Source organism: Flavobacterium sp. KBS0721 (assembly GCF_002007065.3).
GTDB classification, from domain to species: domain Bacteria; phylum Bacteroidota; class Bacteroidia; order Flavobacteriales; family Flavobacteriaceae; genus Flavobacterium; species Flavobacterium piscis.
The window spans coordinates 49,949-69,711 of the sequence record NZ_CP042170.1; the positions used below are offsets into that span (position 1 = coordinate 49,949).

General features: G+C 34.7%; 20 protein-coding genes and 4 tRNA genes. 7 read left to right on the forward strand and 17 right to left on the reverse strand.

The window, feature by feature from the left end:
* Positions 1–45 precede the first annotated feature (45 nt).
* Positions 46–999, forward strand: a complete 954-nt coding sequence (locus B0M43_RS00240) for a transketolase family protein (protein WP_065451154.1) — start codon at positions 46–48, stop codon at positions 997–999.
* 607 nt (positions 1,000–1,606) lie between these two features.
* On the opposite strand, the gene B0M43_RS00245 is transcribed toward B0M43_RS00240, so the two are convergent.
* Entirely contained in the window at positions 1,607–2,773 is a 1,167-nt protein-coding gene (locus B0M43_RS00245) for an FKBP-type peptidyl-prolyl cis-trans isomerase (protein WP_078005778.1), read from the reverse strand.
* Positions 2,774–2,852: 79 nt separating this feature from the next.
* Here B0M43_RS00245 and B0M43_RS00250 point away from each other — a divergent pair, with 79 nt between their 5' ends.
* Together B0M43_RS00250 and B0M43_RS00255 are read left to right on the forward strand one after the other, a co-directional pair.
* Positions 2,853–3,242, forward strand: a complete 390-nt coding sequence (locus tag B0M43_RS00250; RefSeq protein ID WP_065451152.1) for an RNA-binding S4 domain-containing protein — start codon at positions 2,853–2,855, stop codon at positions 3,240–3,242.
* Positions 3,243–3,339: 97 nt separating this feature from the next.
* Positions 3,340–3,840: a phosphoribosyltransferase domain-containing protein gene (locus tag B0M43_RS00255; protein ID WP_065451151.1), complete on the forward strand. Its 501-nt coding sequence runs from the start codon at positions 3,340–3,342 to the stop codon at positions 3,838–3,840.
* Here the strand turns inward: B0M43_RS00255 and B0M43_RS00260 are convergent.
* A complete protein-coding gene (locus B0M43_RS00260) occupies positions 3,832–4,350 on the reverse strand; it encodes a shikimate kinase (protein WP_078005779.1) in 519 nt (172 codons plus the stop codon). The two genes, B0M43_RS00255 and B0M43_RS00260, sit on opposite strands and share 9 nt — an antisense overlap.
* Before the next feature lie 127 nt (positions 4,351–4,477).
* On the opposite strand from B0M43_RS00260, the gene B0M43_RS00265 reads away from it, so the two are divergent.
* The 3 genes from B0M43_RS00265 to B0M43_RS00275 all read left to right on the forward strand — a co-directional run bounded on the left by B0M43_RS00265 (position 4,478) and on the right by B0M43_RS00275 (position 4,787).
* A tRNA-Lys gene (locus B0M43_RS00265) sits at positions 4,478–4,550 on the forward strand.
* Between the two features lie 39 nt (positions 4,551–4,589).
* Positions 4,590–4,662, forward strand: a tRNA-Lys gene (locus B0M43_RS00270).
* Between the two features lie 42 nt (positions 4,663–4,704).
* Positions 4,705–4,787: transfer RNA gene (locus B0M43_RS00275), tRNA-Leu, on the forward strand.
* A 99-nt stretch (positions 4,788–4,886) separates the two neighbouring features.
* Here the strand turns inward: B0M43_RS00275 and B0M43_RS00280 are convergent.
* From B0M43_RS00280 to B0M43_RS00345, 15 genes are all read right to left on the reverse strand, one after another.
* A complete protein-coding gene (locus B0M43_RS00280; protein ID WP_078005780.1) occupies positions 4,887–5,759 on the reverse strand; it encodes an AraC family transcriptional regulator in 873 nt (290 codons plus the stop codon).
* Between the two features lie 46 nt (positions 5,760–5,805).
* The gene (locus tag B0M43_RS00285) at positions 5,806–7,527 is read right to left on the reverse strand and encodes a TonB-dependent receptor (protein ID WP_246860178.1); all 1,722 of its coding nucleotides are present in this window, start codon (positions 7,525–7,527) and stop codon (positions 5,806–5,808) included.
* A gap of 50 nt (positions 7,528–7,577) precedes the next feature.
* On the reverse strand, positions 7,578–8,060 hold the full coding sequence (locus B0M43_RS24690; RefSeq protein WP_246860179.1) for a TonB-dependent receptor: 483 nt from the start codon (positions 8,058–8,060) through the stop codon (positions 7,578–7,580).
* A 104-nt stretch (positions 8,061–8,164) separates the two neighbouring features.
* Positions 8,165–9,433 carry a hypothetical protein gene (locus B0M43_RS00290; RefSeq protein ID WP_078005781.1) on the reverse strand — a complete coding sequence of 423 codons (1,269 nt, stop codon included), beginning with the start codon at positions 9,431–9,433 and terminating at the stop codon, positions 8,165–8,167.
* A 185-nt stretch (positions 9,434–9,618) separates the two neighbouring features.
* Complete coding sequence (locus B0M43_RS00295) at positions 9,619–10,896, reverse strand: RidA family protein (protein WP_078005782.1); 1,278 nt, start codon at positions 10,894–10,896, stop codon at positions 9,619–9,621.
* Positions 10,897–11,006: 110 nt separating this feature from the next.
* Positions 11,007–11,897: an urea transporter gene (locus B0M43_RS00300; RefSeq protein WP_078005783.1), complete on the reverse strand. Its 891-nt coding sequence runs from the start codon at positions 11,895–11,897 to the stop codon at positions 11,007–11,009.
* Positions 11,898–11,921: 24 nt separating this feature from the next.
* Positions 11,922–12,623, reverse strand: a complete 702-nt coding sequence (locus tag B0M43_RS00305) for a hypothetical protein (protein ID WP_078005784.1) — start codon at positions 12,621–12,623, stop codon at positions 11,922–11,924.
* 9 nt (positions 12,624–12,632) lie between these two features.
* Positions 12,633–13,418 carry an urease accessory protein UreD gene (locus B0M43_RS00310; RefSeq protein WP_078005785.1) on the reverse strand — a complete coding sequence of 262 codons (786 nt, stop codon included), beginning with the start codon at positions 13,416–13,418 and terminating at the stop codon, positions 12,633–12,635.
* Positions 13,418–14,056, reverse strand: a complete 639-nt coding sequence (ureG, locus tag B0M43_RS00315) for an urease accessory protein UreG (RefSeq protein ID WP_065451142.1) — start codon at positions 14,054–14,056, stop codon at positions 13,418–13,420. Before ureG ends, B0M43_RS00310 begins: the two co-directional genes overlap by 1 nt.
* Before the next feature lie 28 nt (positions 14,057–14,084).
* Complete coding sequence (locus tag B0M43_RS00320; RefSeq protein WP_078005786.1) at positions 14,085–14,777, reverse strand: urease accessory protein UreF; 693 nt, start codon at positions 14,775–14,777, stop codon at positions 14,085–14,087.
* Positions 14,770–15,282 carry an urease accessory protein UreE gene (ureE, locus tag B0M43_RS00325; protein WP_078005787.1) on the reverse strand — a complete coding sequence of 171 codons (513 nt, stop codon included), beginning with the start codon at positions 15,280–15,282 and terminating at the stop codon, positions 14,770–14,772. Before ureE ends, B0M43_RS00320 begins: the two co-directional genes overlap by 8 nt.
* A gap of 68 nt (positions 15,283–15,350) precedes the next feature.
* Positions 15,351–17,072, reverse strand: a complete 1,722-nt coding sequence (ureC, locus tag B0M43_RS00330; RefSeq protein WP_065451139.1) for an urease subunit alpha — start codon at positions 17,070–17,072, stop codon at positions 15,351–15,353.
* A gap of 1 nt (position 17,073) precedes the next feature.
* Complete coding sequence (gene ureB / locus B0M43_RS24695; RefSeq protein ID WP_078005788.1) at positions 17,074–17,442, reverse strand: urease subunit beta; 369 nt, start codon at positions 17,440–17,442, stop codon at positions 17,074–17,076.
* Between the two features lie 12 nt (positions 17,443–17,454).
* The gene (ureA, locus tag B0M43_RS24700) at positions 17,455–17,757 is read right to left on the reverse strand and encodes an urease subunit gamma (protein WP_078005789.1); all 303 of its coding nucleotides are present in this window, start codon (positions 17,755–17,757) and stop codon (positions 17,455–17,457) included.
* A gap of 296 nt (positions 17,758–18,053) precedes the next feature.
* Positions 18,054–18,434: a hypothetical protein gene (locus tag B0M43_RS00345; RefSeq protein WP_078005790.1), complete on the reverse strand. Its 381-nt coding sequence runs from the start codon at positions 18,432–18,434 to the stop codon at positions 18,054–18,056.
* A 616-nt stretch (positions 18,435–19,050) separates the two neighbouring features.
* On the opposite strand from B0M43_RS00345, the gene B0M43_RS00350 reads away from it, so the two are divergent.
* Positions 19,051–19,123: transfer RNA gene (locus B0M43_RS00350), tRNA-Lys, on the forward strand.
* Positions 19,124–19,763 lie beyond the last annotated feature (640 nt).

The window sequence follows — 19,763 nt, forward strand, 5'->3', positions numbered from 1 at the left end:
CAAAATCTTAATCACTTAGAAACTTAGCATCTCAAAAAGACAAAAATGAAAAAATATACAAATACAGGAAGTAAAGATACTCGTTCAGGTTTTGGAGCGGGAATGACTGAACTAGGTCAAAAAAACGAAAAAGTAGTAGCACTTTGTGCTGATTTAATTGGATCATTAAAATTTGATGATTTCAAAAAAAATCACCCGGAGCGTTTTTTCCAAATTGGTATTGCAGAAGCTAATATGATTGGTATCGCTGCAGGTTTAACCATTGGAGGAAAAATTCCTTTTACAGGAACTTTTGCCAACTTCTCTACAGGAAGAGTTTACGATCAAATTCGTCAATCTGTTGCTTACTCTGATAAAAACGTGAAAATTTGTGCATCTCACGCAGGTTTAACATTAGGAGAAGACGGAGCAACACACCAAATCCTTGAAGATATTGGCTTAATGAAAATGTTGCCAGGAATGACTGTAATCAATACTTGCGATTACAATCAGACTAAAGCGGCTACATTAGCATTAGCAGATCATCATGGTCCTGCTTATTTACGTTTCGGACGTCCGGTTGTGCCTAACTTTATGCCAGCTGACGAACCTTTCGTAATTGGAAAAGCAATTTTATTAAACGAAGGAACTGATGTAACTATTGTTGCAACAGGACACTTAGTTTGGGAAGCTCTTATCGCTGCAGAAGCATTAGAAGCAAAAGGAATTTCTGCTGAAGTAATCAACATTCACACTATTAAACCACTTGACGAAGAAGCGATTCTAAAATCATTGGCAAAAACTAAATGTGTTGTAACTGCAGAAGAGCACAATATTCTTGGAGGTCTTGGAGAAAGCGTTTCAAGAGTATTAGCTTTAAACAATCCTGCTCCACAAGAGTTTGTTGCTGTAAACGATAGTTTTGGTGAATCTGGAACTCCGGAGCAATTAATGGAAAAATACAAATTGAACAACCAAGCGATTGTTGAAGCTGTAGAAAGAGTAATCAAAAGAAAATAATTTTTAGATTTTCTTACTTTATATCAAAAACCCCGAAAGTGATTTCGGGGTTTTTACTTTTATACCAATACCAAATATTAGCATAAAAAAAACAGATCAATCGAAACAAAGCTATCGGATTCGAACCTGAATTAACAAAATTCAATATCAGACAAATTTGAGTTCCTGTATCAAGAGACTGAACTGAATATTTGATGATGCTCCCCAAAGCATCACAAGTATAAGTTGACAGAAATCACTACTAATCTTATTAGACTCATCGTTTGTTTCTATTTTGCAGCCTCTTATTTATCAAACATGATCTGTATCGCAATCAGCATCTAACAACTGGCCAAATACTCCTCACTAATCTTTAATTTCAAGAAGTCCTTAAGAACTTTTGTTTATTTCATTTTAACGATTTGATCATTACTCTTACAAATCTACCATTATGATTCAGATATTCATTACGGGAAAACGTAAAACGGTAAATTATTTTCTAAATAAACCACTACAAGTCAATAAATTAATTCCAAAAAACTGCACTTTTCAGTACAAGAGAATTTTTTGAACACAAAAAAACCCCGAAATCACTTTCGAGGTTTTAGGTATTATTAAAATTAAAAAGCTAATTCTTTTTAATTGGATATGTTTTATCAAGATGAATTCTTAATCGTCCTGAAGCTGTATAGTCTTCAGGAACAAAAGTTCCATTCGCCCCTGTTGGTTTTCTAGGAATTCCTCTAGGCTCAAATTCATTTGTATTTGGCGTAGCAGGATTATCTTCTCTAGCATCCCAAGGATAATAAAATCCGGTTCCGTAATTTATATAAACATCACCAACTTTAACCATACCTATTTCATTTGTTGGTTTTGTAATTTCGAATCTTGTAGTAAAACCGTCACCATCATCATCAAAATCTACAAAATCAGCTATTCCATCTCCATCTGTATCATCAATTAAATCAGTTGGCGGTTTCGGATATTTAGTTGTATTTCTAAAATCATAAACATAACCGTCACCATTTACATCTTCCAAATAATCAGGAACACCATCTCCAAGAATAACAATTCCTCCGGTCGACGAAGAAATACTATATTCATTATCCATTCTTTGAAGATCAAACAACTTAAAACTAAATACTATAGATGTATAAGCCGGAATAGTTCCTTTTCCTGACGCGTAATAAGCCAATCCCGATGGTAAGAACATAACTCCCGCACCATAATTCTCATAAGTAATTACACCAGTTCCTGCATTTATTGTAGAAGTGCCTGTTCTAAATTGAGGAAAAATCTCAGACCAACCTTCAATTACACTACCTTCAGGTGAATATGCAAACAAGTTAAAAGTCTCTGCGTTTCCGTAAGAGCTATCAAACACAGTTCCGTTTAATAAATTACCTGAATAAGAAGCAACAATTTTATCTGTATTCATTGGCTTGCTTCCTGTTCCTTCTCTTAAACTTAAAAAATAAACTTCGTAATTAACATCATTGCTGTAAACCTTTCTTGTTTGTAAAGGATATTCCTTTTGATCCCAAATTGAAACATTTCCATCACCAGGAACTATTTTTTTTATCACGACATCCAGATCCTGCGGAGTTCCAGGAGCATGTATAACGGTCATATAATTAGTCTTTAAATAATTAACAATAGAATCATTATCTGCTTTGTATTGTTCTTTATAGTCCCTTAGAGGCACAGTCACAACATCGTCATCATCACTTTTATTACAAGACACAATCGCTATTCCCGCAAGTAATAAAATAAAATAATATTTAAATTTATTCATTATTGTTAATTTTTTAGGTGCGCAAGATACAATATTGATTTATTTTTGTAAAGAATTTAACTTTGAATTTAGAAAAATTATGCGAATAGATAAATACTTATGGTGTGTACGTTATTACAAAACCAGAAATATGGTTACTGAAGCGTGCAAAAAGAACCATGTTACAGTAAATGGGCAGGTTGCCAAACCCTCGAAAGAAGTTTTTCCAACCGATAAAATCACTTTTAGAAAAGATCAGATCACACAAATTATAACGGTTCTCGATATTCCTGAAAGCCGTGTTGGTGCAAAACTGGTAGATATATATAGAAAAAATGAAACACCAGCTGAAGCTTATGCACATTTAGAATTATTAAAACTATCTAAAGAGCATTATCGCAAAACCGGAACCGGAAGACCAACTAAAAAAGACAGAAGAGATATCGACGAATACGGAAATGATATTATTGATGATGAAGAAACTGAGTAAATTCCAAATTTTACAAATCCCAAATTCCAATCAAAAAATCTGAAATCTAAATTCTAATATCTAAAATTCTAGTTGTATTTTAGCAAAAAAATAAATCATGAGCAAAAACATCATCTTAACAAATCAGGAAATCGAACATAAAATAAAACGTATCGCCTATCAGATATACGAAACATTTGTTGACGAAGAAGAAGTTGTTATTGCCGGAATCGCATCTAACGGATCTATTTTTGCGCAAAAAATTGCTTTGGCACTAAGTACAATTTCGACACTTAAGGTTTCTCTTTGCGAAGTGAAAGTCGACAAACAAAATCCGCAGTTGCCTATACAGACTTCTTTAACAAAAGAAGAATACGAAAACAAAGGATTGGTACTTGTAGACGACGTCTTAAATTCAGGGACTACTTTAATTTATGCTGTTCGTCATTTCTTAGACGTTCCGTTAAAGAAATTCAAAACAGCAGTGCTTGTAGATCGAAATCATAAAAAATATCCCGTAAAGGCCGATTTTAAAGGAATCTCGTTATCTACCTCTTTATTAGAGCATGTTCAGGTTGTTTTTGATGACAACGGTGATAATTATGCTTTTTTAAGCTAAGATTTCCAGAATATCCTGAACTGTTTCATCGACAGCTTTATTATCAACCGAAACTTTATGTTGTGCGTGATTATAATAATAGCTTCTGTCGAACAAATGCTTTGCGATAAACTCTCTCATTTCCTCTTCATTCATATTAGCAATTAGCGGACGTTTGCTTTTGTTATGAATTAATCTATTATATAAAGTGTCTATTGAAGCTTTTAAATAAATCGAAGTAACATCATCTCTTTTTAATAATTCATGATTATTGGCATAACAAGGCGTTCCTCCGCCTAGGCCTATGATGCTGTTTTCTGAAGACTGAAGTAATTCCAGCAACATTTCGTGTTCTAATCTCCTAAAATGGATCTCTCCAAATTGCTCGAAAATCTCGTTTATCGATAAATTTGCTTTATTTTCGATACATTTATCTAAATCCAGAAACGGAATATTTGTAATTTTTGACAAGTTTTGGGCAATTGTTGACTTTCCGCAGCCCATATATCCTAATAATATAATCTTTTTCATTTTAATAAGAACCTAAAAATTAAGGTGTTGTAAATTTTGATTAAAAAAAGACAAATTTATAATAAATAAGCTTGCAAATATCAAAAATAACTCCTTATATTTGCACCCGCATTCAAGGAAAGAATATGACTCGATAGCTCAGTTGGTAGAGCACATCACTTTTAATGATGGGGTCCTGGGTTCGAGCCCCAGTCGGGTCACAAAATTTGTGATTTACAAAATACTTTTCTTGATAGCATGACTCGATAGCTCAGTTGGTAGAGCACATCACTTTTAATGATGGGGTCCTGGGTTCGAGCCCCAGTCGGGTCACAAAAGGTCGAGTATTTATTTACTTGACCTTTTTTTATTTTAGGCCACGTGGAGAAACGGTAGACTTGCCATCTTGAGGGGGTGGTGCTCGTAAGGGCGTGTGGGTTCAAATCCCACCGTGGTCACAAAAAAAACACTCGAAACGAGTGTTTTTTTTGTTTTGTATTAAATTATTTTTTGAATATAGGATTAGCAGGATAGGTTTTTACCACGAGAATATCATTTTATTTAAAAAATTGTATTCTATATTCTTTAGGGGTGATTCCTGTAATTTTCTTAAAAAGTTGCGTAAAATGTGAAGCTGTGTGAAAATTAAGCTGGTAAGCAATTTCAGCAATATCTCTACTGGACTGAAGAAGCGCTTTGCTGTAATTGATATCCATTTCGTTGATCCATTGTTTGGGTGATTTCTGAGTTATATTTTTCACACATTTATTAAGGTAATTTTCTGTAACAGATAGTTTATCGGCATAAAATGTTACTCTTTTTTCATCTCTGTGATATTTGAACAGAATATCCCGGAACTGAAGAGACAACTCCATAGGACGAGTAGCTGATTTATGATGGCTATTAGTATCTGTACTTAATATTTTCACCAAAATAAGATGAAGCATAGTAATAATTATCTCGTTTAAATTCAATTCATTAAGCCATAATTCCTGCTCCATAATGGTAAGCAATTGTTTAATCGTTTCGTAAGTAAGACTATCCAAATTTAGGAAAGGAGGCATAAAAAAAATGCTGGTTTTATGTTTGGGTAATTCCTGTTCGGATACAATATTATTTTCATAGGCTAAGAAAAAACCTTCGGCATCATCTGATAATTCTATGGTCGCCGTAATTGTTCCTTGTTTGATAAAAATAACATTTCCTTTTTCTACATTATATTCTTTATTCTCCAGATATTGTTTAATATGTCCGTTGGTGATAAACAGAACAAAATTAAAAGTAGTACGGTATGGAACTACGGGCATAAGAATACCTTTTAGATAATCTTCGAGCCTGTAAAGTTGTATATCGGCATTATTAGAAAGTATTTTTTCTGTAATATTAGGAAGAAAAAGTTTCTTATATTGAAAATTAGAAAGTGTTTCCATATTAATATACTATTGAAAATCGTGTAAATTTAATACTTAGTTTCATTTAAAATTTATAAAATAGTCCCATTTTTATTCCAAAAGGGTTTCCCGGAGTATAAGTAATATCAGTAATTGGTGCAGCTTCATTTTTCAGTTGCGTTTCTGTAGCGAATTGAGCTTCATTCCATTTTACATTAAACAAGTTATTGATTTGCAAATTAGCCCCCCATTTTGCACGGTTGTAGGAAAGTATTAAATCATTTACAAGGTAAGGTTTTGTTTTGAGACTATTATCCTCAACTGCAGGTCTTTCACTCAGATAGCGATACTGTAATCCTACAGAAAAGCTTTTCAGGAAATCCCAATTTAAAGATCCGGTACTCGTAATTACGGGTGCTAACGGAATATAATCTTCTCCTTTTGGCTCCTCCATTAATCGGGCATGAGAATAATTAATGTCAGCATTTAAATATAGATTTGGTAATGGCTGGTAGCGAATACCTAAATCAAATCCATAACGTTTTGATTTACCAGACGGTTCTACTACAGCATCATCACCTACGTAAACAAATTCCTGTTGTAGAAATAAATACCATATCGTTGGTGTAATAATCAATGATTTCAAAGGATGAAGTCTCGTTCCCAAATCAGCTCCTATAGAATATGGTAATGTATTAAGCCCGTTTTGTGGAATTACAACCCTCATATCATTAGAGTGAAATCCCATGCCTGTTTTTAATAACCACACAACTTTGTCACTGGAAGCATAAGAAAAATTAAGCTTAGGACTCAGTCTGGTTGCTTCTGATGATTGTCCAGATGGCAATTGCTCCTGATCCAGTAAACTATGCATATTAAAAATAAAATGATCCAGTCTTAGCGCTGGAGCAATAGTCCATTTTCCCGTTTTCCATATCAATTCTGAATAAGCGTGCAAATTGGTTTCTACGCCGGTAACATCCATTTTTTTATCCAACAATAAATCTCTGTGATAAACATGATTCAGCTGCAAAGTTTGAATATCGTCATTTCGGAATCCAATTCCGGATATCAATTCTAAAGAACTATTAGAAAGGATGAAATTTTTGACATGTTTAAATTCACCGCCATAAATATTTCTGCCGTCTTTTTGTTGAATTTCATCTCCGTGAATAGGATCATTTAAGAAAAATGTAAAATCAGAATAAAGATTAAAATTATACTTAGAATACCAAGCCATCGCTTCAATATGCTCTGATGGAGAAATGATATGTTTAAAATTCATCTGAACATTGCTGCGAGAAGTGCTTCCGCCTTCGGTAGGATCAATACTTTCCCAACGATCAATAATTCCTTGATTAATGGCGCGTTCCGGATTTTGTCCTGAAGCATTCCAGGAAGAATTGAACGTAGAAAATTGAATGTTGAAATAATCATTATCTGTTATCCACTGGTTATATTTTCCAAAGATATTAACTCTGTTAAAATTTTGTTTTACATCAAAAGGCCCATCGGTGTAATTGTATTCTGTTGCTAAATAGAAATTTTTCTTGTTGTCGGGATCGTTTATGATATTGAACATTCCCAGAATTCTTTTCGTATTAAAAGAACCTGCTTCGAGTTTAATCATACTGTTCTTCAAAGCCCCATAAGTTTTAAAATCTACATAACCCGCAGTATTAAAATCTCCTCTGTCAGCGAAGTAGGCTCCTTTTCCAAAATCGATATTGTTGATGGTTTCGGGAATCACAAAATGCAGATCTGAGTATCCCTGACCGTGAGCATGTGATACAATATTTACAGGCATTCCGTCTACATTTACACTAACGTCCGTTCCGTGATCTGCATCAAAACCTCTTAAAAAATTTGTTCTGCCTTTCCACCACCGGCATGTTGGGCAATAAACAAACCAGGAACTTTGCGCAATAAATCCTGAGCTGAGTTTACCGGAAATTTATTAAGATCAACTTTTGTGATATCTGAAAGAAATGAATTGTGGTTAATAATTATTTCGGAAATTTCAATAGGCTTGCGCTGAAGAAAAATGACTTTGTTTTCATACTCAATATTACTATTAACAGCCAATTTCTGCTGATCATATCCCTGATGACTAATTACAAGTGTATCCGGAAAGGATTGAAAGTGCAACTTGAATGAACCATCTGGTTCTGAATGGGTATGTGTGTTTCCGTGATTGTATTCTATCAAGACATTACCTATTGGAAATTTACTGTCTGTATCTTTAAGGAAAGCTTTCATTTCACTTTCTTTCTTCTGTGCTACAGCTGCTACACTTATCATTAAGAGAAGGAAAACTATGGTATTTTGAATTCTTGTCATTTTGTTTTTTTAATATAATCCACAAAATCTGCTTGCAAAAGCTTCAAGCAGATTTTTTAGATTTTTATGTTTAATGTGACTCAAAAGTCTATTATCAGTAAAAGCTAGAATCCAACCATCATACCTACAGCAATACGATTAACTGTAGAAGTTTGTGTATTGGTATTAATGATTTGTTTGGCGCCGGCATCATATTCTAAACCTATTAAGAAGTTCTTTGTTATATCATACATAGCATTGATAGAAGCAGAAGGTAAAGCAATTCGTGTATTCGAATTGGTATTATTGGTAACAAAATCTGCAGATGAATTATCATTTATAACTTTGCTGTTTACAAGCGAAACAGGAGTTGCATTATACGTCATGGTGGTATAACCCAGAACTAAATTAGAATGCAGCCTTTTCTTTTCTCCAAAGTAATATTCTATGCCTGCAGAACCTCCATAAATAGGCACTGTTTTAAAATTGCCATTTTGGTCATAAATGGCGTCATACATATTTCCTGCACCTCCATTACCAAACAAGGCACCGGATAAAGTATAAGAGCCTCCTATACCGTAACCAGCAACAGCCTGAGCCATAAAATAACTCTTTTCATTAAGCATGGTTTTGTAATTGGCATTCACACCCCATCCCATTGTCATAGCATTTTCATTTGTATCTTTTTCATAACGAAGCGTACGTCCCATAAAGGCTAAACGCAAGTAACCTGTCTGGTCATCCAGTTTTTTGGTAAATGCTACAATTGGATCTACAGAAAACTGACCTGGAGTAACTCCACCGGCGATCTTAAGATATTCAGAAGAACTTTCGACACCACCTTCAAACTTCCATGATTTGTCGGCACCAAAATCATTGTAATATTTGACCTGTAGATGACGCGCCCATGTTCCACTATTAGGTCCTTCCCAATCCAGCGTATTGTACCAACTTGGAACACCATTACCAAAGAAAGTCCAGTCCTGACCAATATGCCAATGATTGTAATCGACGTAGGCTACCCTTAATTGTAAGTTACCGCCTGCGCCGGGAGCGCCCCACCATTGCGCTTCCACATAAGTAACTAAAGGACCTTTTGAGAATCCATTATAGATAGTCTTCCATGCCAACTGTGTTTGATACATATTAAAACCTGCATTTTTCTGATCGATTTTATTGTAAGGATCAGCTGAATTTAGGTTGATTGACTGAGAATTCATGTCATTACCTCCCAAATTTAAGTATCCATTTAATTTTAAACGAGGAGAAAACTCCATTTCATAAAGCGATTTTCCATCATCTGTTTTTTGTTGAGACGGAAAATTAATTTGTGCTTGTGCTGTGTAACAACCAGTAACAACCAAAAATAAAAATGCGAATTTACTATTTTTCATAATTGTTTTATTTTAAGTATAAGGTGATTTGATTTCTGAATTCAATAAGAAAAAACCGTACTTGCCCGATGCTAAATACTTTTTTAGTTTTTTTTTGAATAAAAAATTACTAAAGAAATAAAGCAGAAGGGTAAGGGGGATAATACCATTATCGCCCTTTTATAAATTATATTTTGAGTTGAATGTTACGCTTTTAGAGGTGTTCCTTCTGCATTTGATACCACTACATCAATTTGGATTAATGCATCGTTTTGTAATGCTGACACGCCAACTGTTCTTCTTGCAGGAATACCCCCTGGGAAAAATGTTGTATAAACCTCATCTACAAGTTCGCTATCTGTGATATTTTTAAGGAAGATATTAACCTTAACTACATCTTCCATACCATGTGAAATACTTTCTAAAATTGCTTTGATGTTTTTTAAACATTGTTCTGCCTGCTCTTTTACACCTCCGGCTATCATTTTACCCGTTTTTGGGTCGATTGGCAATTGAGCTGAAATGTGATTATAATGAGAGAATGCTACGGTTTGCGTAGAAAGAGAATTTTTTGGCGCATTTTCAGTATTGTTTGCGTTGATGACAATTCCATGTCTGTCTTCGATAGCTTGAGGAGGTGTTCCGTCTCCGTGTGATACTACTGCTTCAATTTGCACCAAAGCATGCATAGATAAATCCGAAACGGCCACGATTGTTCTTGCAGGAACATAAGCTACAGCCCTTGCAATAGCAGAATCAGGAAAAAACGTTGCATAAACCTCATCTACAGCTTCAATGTCTGACAGGTTTTTAAGAAAGATGTTAATCTTAACAATATCATCAAAAGGAACATCAATACTGTTTAAAATTGCTTTGATATTTTTTAAACATTGTTGAGCTTGCTCTTTTACACCTCCTGTTATCAATCTGCCCGTTTTTGGATCGATTGGTAATTGAGCTGAAAGATTATTATAATGAGAGAATGATACTGTTTGTGCAGACAAATTACTCAAAGGTGCACTTGCCGTGTTATTGATAAGTTTTATAAGATTTCCTGCCTGTGGTGCATTAGGAATTGTACCCTCGCCATTTGAAACAAGTGCTTCAATTTGCACTAAAGCATTCAAAGGTAAAGCAGCAACTGCAACTGTAGTTCGTGTTGGAACATAAGTAGGGAAGAATGTTTTATAAACTTCGTCTACAGTATCAAAATCCTTAATGTTTTTTACGAATACAGTGATTCTAACGACATCATTCATAACATGATCGATGCTCTCTAAAATGGCCTTGATATTTTTAAAGCATTGTTTGGTCTGTTCTTTTATACCGCCAGCTACTATCTTACCAGATTTTGGGTCGATTGGTAATTGAGCTGATAGATTATTATAATGTGAAAACGCTACAGTTTGTGAATATGGTCCGATATTTTTTGGAGCATTCTCGGTATTTCTTGATAGTAATGAGTTTATTTTATTTGATGCCATTTTGTTTATTTATTTTAATAATTTGAGTAATTTTTAGCTGATGCATTCTGCTATCAAAGCAAGAAATGCATGATTATTTTGAATTTAATGATGTTGTAAAGAGGATGATTTTAGTTTTGTTTTTTAGTAATAAAAAATCTCTGAATAAGCAGTGTAATACACGTTCCTACCACAAACGGAAAAGTCAATACTCCGCCTACCTCAGTCAGGATGTTATGATCAATCAGGAAGTCATCAATAGCAACTGTAATCAAGACTGCGATTAATACCCACAACCCGTCTGTTTTTTTGAAACCTGAAAAAACAATAGCAGAAAGTACCGCGTTAAAACCGAATAATCCCATATGAATACCTTCAATTGATTCGCCATCCATATATGAAAAATAAGCTCCCAATAAAGATCCTACAAGGCCATACAAAGCTGCTGCGGGAGAACTGATAAAAATTGCGATAAAGAAAATAACTCCAGATAATAATCCTCCTTGAAAAATGACCTTCCCAAAGCCATTTATGGGTGTTATAAATTCGCTATAGGCAACATTTTCCGGTTTTGCGCTAATCATTTCCGAAGGTGGGATATCTGTAAAGTGATGCAATACAAAAACACATACCCAAATAATAACAATGAATGGAAATGTAAACGCCGGAATTTTTTTGCTAATAAAAAAATGCTGAATTATACTTGCCAGTGCGCCACCTAAAACAATAAGAATCCAAATTAATATTGTAGTCTGAAAGAAAAAAGACAAAGCCACTCCCACCAAAGCTGCACTAAAACCATATAATCCGGCATTAATTTCGGATTTGTCATAATCCAGTTTCATCGCTGTAAATGTTCCAGCACTTGTAGACAACAAAATAGCAACACCCCCTTGCCAGCTTCCTAAAAAAATACCAATAAGAAATAAGATTCCTGTCCATCTGTTTTCCTGAAGCATAATTTGCCCTATTCCCTTTAATACATTATCGATAAAAGGAATTTTTGTGAAAATTTTATCCATTTTGAATTGTTTTTTGTTTTGATTTTACCATCCTAAAAAGACCATTCCAATGCCGCATATAGTGACTACAGCACCACTTACAACACTCATATAGCGTTCTAGTTTGTCGGTCTTGAAAAAAGTTGAATATCCGTATCGTCCAAGTAAAACCATGCCCAGCATCGTTGCGACAGTTGTAAGTGCAAATGGTACTACTAGTGCAACAATTTCGGTCACGGAACGATTTAATCCCGAATAAAAAAGAAGTGGTGTAAGTGGTTCACTTGGTCCCATCACAAAAATCATGAACAGCACAAAGGGTGTTACTTTTATTCGGCTTTGAGGCATAACGACTTCGCCGTGATTGTGTTCATAAACATAAACATCACCTCCCAGTACATCAAAATGTTTGTGAGGTTTATTTTTTATGGTCTGAATCACGCCATATAGGAGATAGATTACGCCAAAAAGAAGCAATGCCCAACCCGAAATGTTGCCTCTGATTTCCTGAAACCATGAAAATTTATTAAGCTGCCATCCCATAAAAACCCCGATAGTTCCTAGAACCAAAGAACTAAAAACGTGGCCAAAACCACAGACAATTGTAAGTAGAATTGTTTTGCTTTTGCTCCATTGTTTAGATTTCGACAAAACAATAAATGGCAAATAATGGTCTGGTCCTGATGCGGTATGTATAAAACTTATAGATACAGCACTCAGTATTAATGCCCAAATAGTACTATTCATAACTTATTTTTATTCTAATTCCCAAAGGATTTCCTGAACCTTGAGGAAAAAATTATACATTACTTCACCACCATTTCCCAGTGTTCTAATAACGAATCCGTTATCTTCCATTGCCGAAATGCCGATTTCCATCTCACTTTGAGATTCTATAATAGAATAGATAGTTTCTACTAAGAGATTTTTATCCACATTTTCTTTCGTACTATAAAAGATAAGAGTTCCCTGATGCGTAAATTCTTCCAGATTTCCTATGCCGTTTATCGGAATCAGGTCAGGTTGGATAAGTACATTGTCCTTTACAACCAATTTGTTTTTGTGATAAATCTCTGTAAGATTCTGAAAACGTCTCAATTTAAAAAGCTCACCATAATGCTTTCTTCCACAGGTGATAATCTCACTGATGATTACCTGACTGTTTGTACCAATACGGATTTCGGCTTTACTTTTGAAATCAGAATTTTCATGAGGAACTACCGGATGTGGGACATAAGCAAAAGAAGTATCATCCTCCATCGAGATAGTAAGCTTTTGCACAGCGTCATTTTTCATATTAAATAATCTTTGATATGATTGTGACTGTAGTTGCAATGCGGCTCCTTTTTCTAAATCAATATCCAATTGGTAACGGTCACCGCATAAAATTCCCGGTGAGGTACTCATTACAATTTGATAAAGCTTATTGTCGGTTTTGCGTTGTCCTACTGATACTACACGAAAGGGAGGAGATACATAGAGGTCTTTTACATAGGAACTTCCTTGTTTATAACCTGCTATAATATGTAAGCGACTGGTCATTATCTTACTAAATTCGGTTCTTCACAATCTTCCAGTAAAGCATATTTTTTAATCCAGCCTATAATTTCCGACACACCAACATCTGTTTTAAGATTTGAAAATATAAAAGGAGCTCCTTTTCTCATTCTCCTTGCGTCATTTTCCATCACCTCAAGGCTTGCACCCACATAAGGAGCCAAATCGATTTTATTGATCACCAGTAAATCTGATCTTGTGATACCTGGTCCTCCTTTTCTTGGAATTTTTTCACCTTCGGCAACATCAATTATAAAAATGGTCACATCAGCAAGATCCGGGCTAAAAGTTGCTGACAGATTATCTCCGCCACTTTCGATAAAAATCAGTTCAATATCTGAAAAGCGGTTTGCCAATTCATCTACTGCTTCAAGATTCATACTTGCATCCTCGCGAATAGCGGTGTGAGGACATCCTCCTGTTTCTACTCCAATTATGCGTTCATGAGGCAAAAGACTGTTTTTGGCCATAAATTCTGCATCTTCTTTCGTATAGATATCATTTGTAATTACGCCAAGATCATATGTTCCGTATAAGTGTCTGCTCAATCGTTCTAATAAAGCAGTTTTTCCAGAACCTACAGGTCCGGCAACTCCTACTTTTATATATTTTCTATTTTTCATTTTTTTATAAATTATTTTTCATTTTTAATTAAGACATGTATAGTCTTGAATACAGTCTTTCGTGCTGCATGCAACGAATGTCAAAAGAGGTATTGCATAGCCCTACATACTCTCGTTCTAATGTTATGGTTTCCTGAGCCGTTTTTTCCATTGTCGGATACAGACGGAATAAAATATCCTGTCCATCCAATTGTCCCAGTGGTACTAATTTTACAGCATTGGTAATCATTCCGGCAGTAGAAGTGTAGTAAAATCCAAAAAGAGCTTCTTGCAAAGGGATTTTTAACAGGCAGCAATACATTCCAAAAACAATAGAATAATGAGAATTTGCATCACCATTTCGAACCGCTTCTTCATAAGCTTCCATCAACTGAAAATTCTCGTGTCTTTTGAAGATTTTGATCAAACGCAATCCCAGTTTCTGACTTGCCTGACGAATTTCTCTTGGGCACTTTAAAGCGTTACATTCCTGATCCAGATCTAAAATGGCTTTTAAATCATTAGATGCAGCAGCTTCGTAGGCCAATTTTACAAAAGCACCGTCGTTGTACTTGAGATTATACTTCAGCATATTTTCTACAAACTCCTGCGCAGTTGCTGCGTTGTGTACAATTTTATTTTGTATAAACGTTTCAAGTCCGTTAGAATGAGAATATCCTCCAATAGGCAATGTAGGATCTGAAATATGCAAAAGGCTGGCTAAAAATTTTATATTATTCATCTTTTGGAGCTGCCATTTTTAGGATTTTAGTAAAAATTGTTGAACCCAAACTTCCATGTCCATGGGGTTCTACATTCGATTTTAACAAATTCAGTAATTTCACGGATTGTTTTTCGGGTTTAAAACCGCTCACTTCCAGCCATCTGAACATTGGCATTTCAAAAGGCAGCAACACTTTGTCTTCTTGTATAAAAAGCGGAATATGTTTGTTTCCAATTTCATAACACACTGTTCCCATTTCGAGCATTGAAGACGGAGAAATAACAATAGTTTCTGTTTCCAGAATATTGACCGCAATTATTTTCTCTTCATTTTCAAAAAGAATATCTCCTTCTCGAAGGCGTTGTCCTTCTCTAAGGAATTTAATGGCAATATCTTCTCCCTGACGTGTTTTTTTACGTTGAATCCTCTTTGTCGATTCGAACCATTCTAAGTCGAGATAATCTATTGATCGCCCGTTAATTGTACTATTCGAAATAGTCCCTAAAGTTTCACTGATGGTCATCGTTTTTTATTTTTAAATAAGACCTAACAATTTTTAAAAATCTGTTAGGTCTTAAATTTTTACTACTATTAAAATAAATAATACAATTGAGTCAACGGAAGCGTTTCTGCCGGCTCACAAGTAACATGTACACCATCTACCGTTACATGATAGTTTTCAGCATTTACTTCAATTACCGGTGTTTTATCATTATGGATAAGATCTTTTTTAGAGATGTTTCTGCAATTTTTTACAGGAAGAATCATTTTTTCCAGCTTGTAATCAGCAATAGATCCATTATCAATCGAAGCCTGAGAAACAAAAGTTGCACAAGTGGTGAATTTAGCACGACCATAAGCTCCAAACATATTTCTGTAAATCACAGGTTGCGGCGTAGGGATAGACGCATTTGGATCGCCCATTTTTGCAGCAATTACAAAACCTCCTTTTACAATCATTTCAGGTTTAACACCAAATAATGCTGGTTTCCAGATCACTAAGTCAGCTATTTTACCTGGCTCAATAGATCCAACATAGTTAGAAATACCGTGAGCAATAGCAGGATTAATAGTGTACTTGGCTACATAACGTTTTGTACGGAAGTTATCATTTTGTGTATTTTTATCTTCCTCTAACTGACCACGCTGATCTCTCATTTTACTTGCCGTTTGCCATGTTCTGGTAATTACTTCTCCGGGTCTTCCCATAGCCTGAGAATCAGAACTCATAATACTGAATACTCCCATATCATGTAAAATATCTTCGGCAGCAATAGTTTCAGGACGAATGCGGGAATCAGCAAATGCTACATCTTCAGGGATATTTTTACTTAAATGGTGACAAACCATAAGCATATCAAGATGTTCATCTATCGTATTAACCGTATAAGGACGTGTAGGATTTGTAGAAGCAGGCAATACATTTGGATACATTGCAGCTTTGATAATATCCGGTGCATGTCCGCCACCGGCACCTTCAGTATGGAAAGTATGAATTACTCGTCCATTGATAGCTTTCATGGTGTCTTCCAGAAATCCACCTTCGTTTAAAGTGTCAGTATGAATAGCCACCTGAACATCATATTTATCCGCTACTTTAAGTGCAGCATCAATTGTTCCCGTTGTAGCTCCCCAGTCTTCGTGAATTTTTAAACCTAAGGCTCCTGCTTCAACTTGTTCTTCAAGTGGTGCTTCTGCTGAGCAATTTCCTTTACCAAAGAAGCCTAAATTCATAGGAAATTCTTCTGCAGATTCCAACATTCTCTGAATATTGAATTTACCCGGCGTACAAGTCGTTGCGTTTGTTCCGTCATTTGGTCCCGTGCCTCCGCCAATCATGGTTGTAATACCACTATAAAGAGAAGTTTCAATTTGTTGTGGGCAGATATAATGAATGTGTGTATCTATTCCTCCGGCAGTTACGATGTAACCTTTACCACCATGAACTTCTGTAGATGCACCGATAATCATATTAGGAGATACTCCATCCATTGTGTCTGGATTTCCTGCCTTGCCTATAGCTATGATTTTACCATCTTTGATTCCGATATCTGCCTTTACAATTCCCCAGTGATCAATAATAGTTGCTCCGGTGATACAAAGATCTAAGACATCCTGATCTCTTGTACGTTCAACATTTTGCCCCATCCCGTCTCGAACCGTTTTTCCACCTCCAAAAACAGCTTCATCGCCATAATGGGTAAAATCTTTTTCGATTTCGATGATGATGTCAGTATCTCCTAATCTTATTCTGTCTCCAGTAGTTGGACCTAATATATTAGCATATTGCTTTCTGTCTACATTTAAGCTCATGTTATGAATTTTTAAAATTTAATTGATTCGCTTTAGCTAAACTTTCTTTTTTCGTAGTATCAGAATCTACCAATCCATCAACAAGATTATTAAAGCCCATTGCTTTTTTGTTTCCGCCAATTGCGACAAGTATTACTTCTTTTTCCTCTCCCGGTTCAAAACGAACAGCCGTACTGGCAACAATGTTGAGCCTTTTTCCAAAAGCCTTTTCACGATTAAAACTCATCGCTTTATTCACTTCAAAAAAGTGAAAATGAGAACCTACCTGAATCGGGCGGTCTCCTGTATTGGTTACTGTTATTTTTACAGTCTCTCTGCCTTCATTGCAGATGATTGTACCTTCTTTTACAAAAATTTCTCCTGGTGTCATAATAATTGGGAATTAACGAATTGGATCATGTACGGTTACTAACTTGGTTCCATCAGGAAAAGTGGCTTCAATCTGAACATCATGAATCATGTCAGCGACTCCCGGCATTACATCATCTATTGTTAGAATCTGAGCTCCTTCGCGCATTAGCTCGGCAACCCTTTTGCCATCTCTTGCGCCTTCCAGTAAAAAATGACTAATTAAAGCCACCGCTTCCGGGTAATTCAATTTTAGACCTCTGGCCTTTCTTTTTAGAGCAAGTTCTCCTGCTGTGTGCAACATGAGCTTCTCAATTTCTCTTGGTGTTAAGTGCATAATTGTTTTTATTTAAAATTAGATTTATCGTATTATTTATCTTGTTAAAAATTTAAAAAAGATACAATGAATGTGTAAGCGAATATTTAATTCATAAGCGATTCATTTATAGTTTGATACTAGTAATAAAAATTACAATGAGTACTACCAATAATAGTTTTTGGTTTTGACAGCATATTCGGCAAATTAGTCGTAAAACGCTAACGCTTGAATAAACTTAGCAACTTGCTCTTTAGCAAAAGCAAAAGTTAAATTTTACCAGTTATTGTAAACTTATAAATGAAGTCTGCAAGAAATTAACAACTTGGAATTCGTAGAGAATGAAATAATATATATCGGGGTAAAGTGATATACGAATAGTTATGAGCGGCTATAATAGCCGGCTGCGTAGAATAAAAATGAAGATTTAAAGTATGACTACTCCATTCTTCCGATACTATATTAATATCAAATAGTGGTTGATTCAAATCATCATCGATTGCAAGTCTTTCTTGAATATCGAGCAAATCAAAAACACCAGCCGAAATTTGATTATTAGTTTTTTGTGAATATGTACTACTATTAGATTTTACTAGCAGATGATTTTCACTTTTAAGCATAAAGAAAACACCACAAAAAATTGTGAAAAAGTAAATGGCATAAAGCCCAATTGATCTTTTTTTTGCTCTCATTATCATAGACGCAAAGTTATATCGATAGATCTTTTTGTTACTATCAAAAAGATCACTTAAAATAGTCAAAATCGGGACAAAATATAAAAATATAGTTTTTAGCCACAGGGCATGACTTTTTGAATCCTAAAACACCTATAACCTATTTTTAATTTATTGATTATAAAAATGTATGCTGTTCTCAAATATCTATTATTTTATAATTTTTGAGTTGTGATTCTGAACATAATTATCCGTTTGGAGTAAAGCTCCGTCAAGTTTATTATAATCTTACTTAAAGATGCTGTCTAAAAAATAAAGATTTAAAAAAACAAGAAGGAATGATTTAAAATATTTTATACAAAGCACAATAGAAGAAATAAATTTGCGTGAAAAAAGCAGAAAAGTAAACCTCTAAAATTTTCCCTGGAAACTTTAAATCTTTCGATAAATGATTTAAAACCTACACCAGCAACGTAACAAAAAATTAAAAACACTAAAAAACATTTTATTTTATTTTGTTTCTTCCTCTATTTCAATCCATTAATTCAAAACAATACATTTACATTAAATTAACTTGAAAAAAGGTAGTGCTATTTAAAAAATAACTCCCTATATTTGCACCCGCATTCAAGAAAAGAATGACTCGATAGCTCAGTTGGTAGAGCACATCACTTTTAATGATGGGGTCCTGGGTTCGAGCCCCAGTCGGGTCACAAAAAGGTCAAGTATTTATTTACTTGACCTTTTTTCATTTTAGTTCAGGTTGAAAATAGCCGAATTGAAATCAACTTAAAGAGGATCAACACGAAAAGCTGTGGATATAGAAAAAATTACCACGGAGAACGCAAAGTTTTTTAAATATACTAAGTTTAGAAAAAACACAAAGTTCACAAAGCTTTGTGGACTTTGATTGTGTAAACACTACTTAAATCTTAGTGAACTTTGCGAATCCCGATAGCTATCAGGATTGCGTCCTCTGCGTTAAAAAATAATTAGGGAATATAAAATTTTTAATGTTTCTCCACAACATTCAGTGTTGATACGTCAATCCTAAAACCTCTGAAGCAAAAAAATTACGGCAAAGATCGCTAAGTTTTTATACTCTTAGCTTTTTATAAAAAGGCAAAGTTCGCAAAGCTGTATATTGATTTAGCTTTGCGAACTCTGTGTTAAGACATTATTAGATAAAATCTTTGTTTCTCTGCGGTAAAAAACAGTCAGCACTTGTAAGCTGCTCCACAACATTTAGCGGTGATCCCTTAAAGACTTCTAAAATAGAAATTGCAGGCGTAATATTGATTATACGATCAATTCCTATTACCTTGCGCCTTCAATCTATCCTGTTTCAATTTA

Coding starts and splice junctions, on each gene's coding strand:
- B0M43_RS00240 (WP_065451154.1), top strand. CDS start 46: ATGAAAAAATATACAAATACAGGAAGTAAAGATACTCGTTCAGGTTTT.
- B0M43_RS00245 (WP_078005778.1), bottom strand. CDS start 2,773: ATGAATAAATTTAAATATTATTTTATTTTATTACTTGCGGGAATAGCG.
- B0M43_RS00250 (WP_065451152.1), top strand. CDS start 2,853: ATGCGAATAGATAAATACTTATGGTGTGTACGTTATTACAAAACCAGA.
- B0M43_RS00255 (WP_065451151.1), top strand. CDS start 3,340: ATGAGCAAAAACATCATCTTAACAAATCAGGAAATCGAACATAAAATA.
- B0M43_RS00260 (WP_078005779.1), bottom strand. CDS start 4,350: ATGAAAAAGATTATATTATTAGGATATATGGGCTGCGGAAAGTCAACA.
- B0M43_RS00280 (WP_078005780.1), bottom strand. CDS start 5,759: ATGGAAACACTTTCTAATTTTCAATATAAGAAACTTTTTCTTCCTAAT.
- B0M43_RS00285 (WP_246860178.1), bottom strand. CDS start 7,527: ATGCCTGTAAATATTGTATCACATGCTCACGGTCAGGGATACTCAGAT.
- B0M43_RS24690 (WP_246860179.1), bottom strand. CDS start 8,060: ATGACAAGAATTCAAAATACCATAGTTTTCCTTCTCTTAATGATAAGT.
- B0M43_RS00290 (WP_078005781.1), bottom strand. CDS start 9,433: ATGAAAAATAGTAAATTCGCATTTTTATTTTTGGTTGTTACTGGTTGT.
- B0M43_RS00295 (WP_078005782.1), bottom strand. CDS start 10,896: ATGGCATCAAATAAAATAAACTCATTACTATCAAGAAATACCGAGAAT.
- B0M43_RS00300 (WP_078005783.1), bottom strand. CDS start 11,897: ATGGATAAAATTTTCACAAAAATTCCTTTTATCGATAATGTATTAAAG.
- B0M43_RS00305 (WP_078005784.1), bottom strand. CDS start 12,623: ATGAATAGTACTATTTGGGCATTAATACTGAGTGCTGTATCTATAAGT.
- B0M43_RS00310 (WP_078005785.1), bottom strand. CDS start 13,418: ATGACCAGTCGCTTACATATTATAGCAGGTTATAAACAAGGAAGTTCC.
- ureG (WP_065451142.1), bottom strand. CDS start 14,056: ATGAAAAATAGAAAATATATAAAAGTAGGAGTTGCCGGACCTGTAGGT.
- B0M43_RS00320 (WP_078005786.1), bottom strand. CDS start 14,777: ATGAATAATATAAAATTTTTAGCCAGCCTTTTGCATATTTCAGATCCT.
- ureE (WP_078005787.1), bottom strand. CDS start 15,282: ATGACCATCAGTGAAACTTTAGGGACTATTTCGAATAGTACAATTAAC.
- ureC (WP_065451139.1), bottom strand. CDS start 17,072: ATGAGCTTAAATGTAGACAGAAAGCAATATGCTAATATATTAGGTCCA.
- ureB (WP_078005788.1), bottom strand. CDS start 17,442: ATGACACCAGGAGAAATTTTTGTAAAAGAAGGTACAATCATCTGCAAT.
- ureA (WP_078005789.1), bottom strand. CDS start 17,757: ATGCACTTAACACCAAGAGAAATTGAGAAGCTCATGTTGCACACAGCA.
- B0M43_RS00345 (WP_078005790.1), bottom strand. CDS start 18,434: ATGATAATGAGAGCAAAAAAAAGATCAATTGGGCTTTATGCCATTTAC.